This is a genomic window from Sphingobium sp. LMC3-1-1.1 (assembly GCF_040676285.1).
Lineage (GTDB): Bacteria > Pseudomonadota > Alphaproteobacteria > Sphingomonadales > Sphingomonadaceae > Sphingobium.
On the sequence record NZ_JBEGHQ010000021.1, the window covers coordinates 1 to 2,623 of the forward strand.

At 53.5% G+C, this 2,623-nt stretch carries 1 rRNA gene; it reads left to right on the forward strand.

Annotated features, from left to right (window positions below):
• Window positions 1-2,623 (forward strand): 23S ribosomal RNA (locus tag MRBLMC3_RS13440); the annotation flags it as partial.

Below are 2,623 nucleotides of genomic sequence, written 5' to 3' on the forward strand. Positions count from 1 at the left end.
GTTAAATGGGAGAGGTATCACTAAGCTGAATAAAATAGGCTTTGGTGAAGCGAACCCGGGGAACTGAAACATCTCAGTACCCGGAGGAAAAGACATCAACCGAGATTCCGTTAGTAGTGGCGAGCGAACGCGGACCAGGCCAGTGCCTGGTGTTTAGTTAACAGAAGCCTCTGGAAAGTGGCGCCATAGCGGGTGACAGCCCCGTATGTGAAAGCGAAACATCAGGACTTGAGTAGGGCGGAGCACGTGAAACTCTGTCTGAACATGGGGGGACCACCCTCCAAGCCTAAATACTCGTACATGACCGATAGCGAACCAGTACCGTGAGGGAAAGGTGAAAAGCACCCCGATGAGGGGAGTGAAACAGTACCTGAAACCGGATGCCTACAAGCAGTGGGAGGGTCCTTGAGACCTGACCGCGTACCTCTTGCATAATGGGTCTGTGACTTAGTGTATCGAGCAAGCTTAAGCCGTTAGGTGTAGGCGCAGCGAAAGCGAGTCTGAATAGGGCGACCATGAGTTCGATGCATTAGACCCGAAACCCGGCGATCTAGGCATGACCAGGCTGAAGGTGCGGTAACACGCACTGGAGGGCCGAACCGTTTAATGTTGAAAAATTATCGGATGAGTTGTGTTTAGGGGTGAAAGGCCAATCAAGCCGGGAAATAGCTGGTTCTCCGCGAAATCTATTGAGGTAGAGCGTCGGATGATTGCCGTTGGGGGTAGAGCACTGGATGGTTGCGGGGGTCGCGAGATCTACCAATACTAACCAAACTCCGAATACCAACGAGTCTAGTCCGGCAGACAGACGGCGGGTGCTAAGGTCCGTCGTCAAAAGGGAAACAGCCCTAACCTACAGCTAAGGTCCCCAAGTCACGTCTAAGTGGGAAAGCATGTGGGATTTCCAAAACAACCAGGAGGTTGGCTTAGAAGCAGCCATCCTTTAAAGAAAGCGTAACAGCTCACTGGTCTAAATAAGAGATCCTGCGGCGAAGATGTAACGGGGCTCAAGACGTGCACCGAAGCTTAGGGTGTGATCGTTTACGATCACGCGGTAGCGGAGCGTTCCGTAGGCCGTTGAAGCGATCTGGTAATGGGTCGTGGAGGTATCGGAAGTGCGAATGCAGACATGAGTAGCGATTAACAGTGTGAGATGCACTGTCGCCGAAATTCCAAGGGTTCCTGCTTAAAGCTAATCTGAGCAGGGTAAGCCGGCCCCTAAGACGAGCCCGAAGGGGGTAGTCGATGGGAACCACGTTAATATTCGTGGGCCTGGTGGTGTGTGACGGATGGCGTAACTTGTTCGGCCTTATTGGATTGGTCCGGGCAGGGAAGTTGTCCCAGGAAATAGCCCCACCGTATAGACCGTACCCTAAACCGACACAGGTGGAATGGTAGAGTATACCAAGGCGTTTGAGAGAAGTATCCTGAAGGAACTCGGCAAATTGCCTCCGTACCTTCGGAAGAAGGAGGCCCCACATGAAGGCAACTTTTTGTGGGGGGCACAGGCCAGGGGGTAGCGACTGTTTAGCAAAAACACAGGGCTCTGCTAAGTCGGCTTCAAGACGACGTATAGGGCCTGACGCCTGCCCGGTGCCTGAAGGTTAAGAGGAGGTGTGCAAGCACTGAATTGAAGCCCAGGTAAACGGCGGCCGTAACTATAACGGTCCTAAGGTAGCGAAATTCCTTGTCGGGTAAGTTCCGACCTGCACGAATGGCGTAACGACTTCCCCACTGTCTCCAGGATATGCTCAGCGAAATTGAATTCTCCGTGAAGATGCGGAGTACCCGCGGTTAGACGGAAAGACCCCGTGCACCTTTACTGCAGCTTCAGAGTGGCATTAGGAAAGAACTGTGTAGCATAGGTGGGAGGCTTTGAAGCGATGACGCCAGTTGTCGTGGAGCCATAGGTGAAATACCACCCTGTTGTTTTCTGATGTCTAACCTCGCACCGTTATCCGGTGCAGGGACCCTCTGTGGCGGGTAGTTTGACTGGGGCGGTCGCCTCCTAAAGAGTAACGGAGGCGCGCGATGGTGGGCTCAGGACGGTTGGAAACCGTCTGTTAGAGTGCAATGGCATAAGCCCGCCTGACTGCGAGACTGACAAGTCGAGCAGAGACGAAAGTCGGTCATAGTGATCCGGTGGTCCCTCGTGGAAGGGCCATCGCTCAACGGATAAAAGGTACGCCGGGGATAACAGGCTGATGATTCCCAAGAGCTCATATCGACGGAATCGTTTGGCACCTCGATGTCGGCTCATCACATCCTGGGGCTGGAGCAGGTCCCAAGGGTTTGGCTGTTCGCCAATTAAAGTGGTACGTGAGCTGGGTTCAGAACGTCGCGAGACAGTTTGGTCCCTATCTGCCGTGGGCGTCGAAATTTGAGAGGAGTTGACCCTAGTACGAGAGGACCGGGTTGAACATACCTCTGGTGTACCTGTCGTCCTGCCAAGGGCGCAGCAGGGTAGCTATGTATGGACGGGATAACCGCTGAAAGCATCTAAGCGGGAAGCCTCCCTCAAGATAAGATTTCTTCGAGCGGTCGTAGACCACGACCTTGATAGGCCGGATGTAGAAGTGTGGTAACATATGGAGCTAACCGGTCCTAATTGCTCTGATCGCGC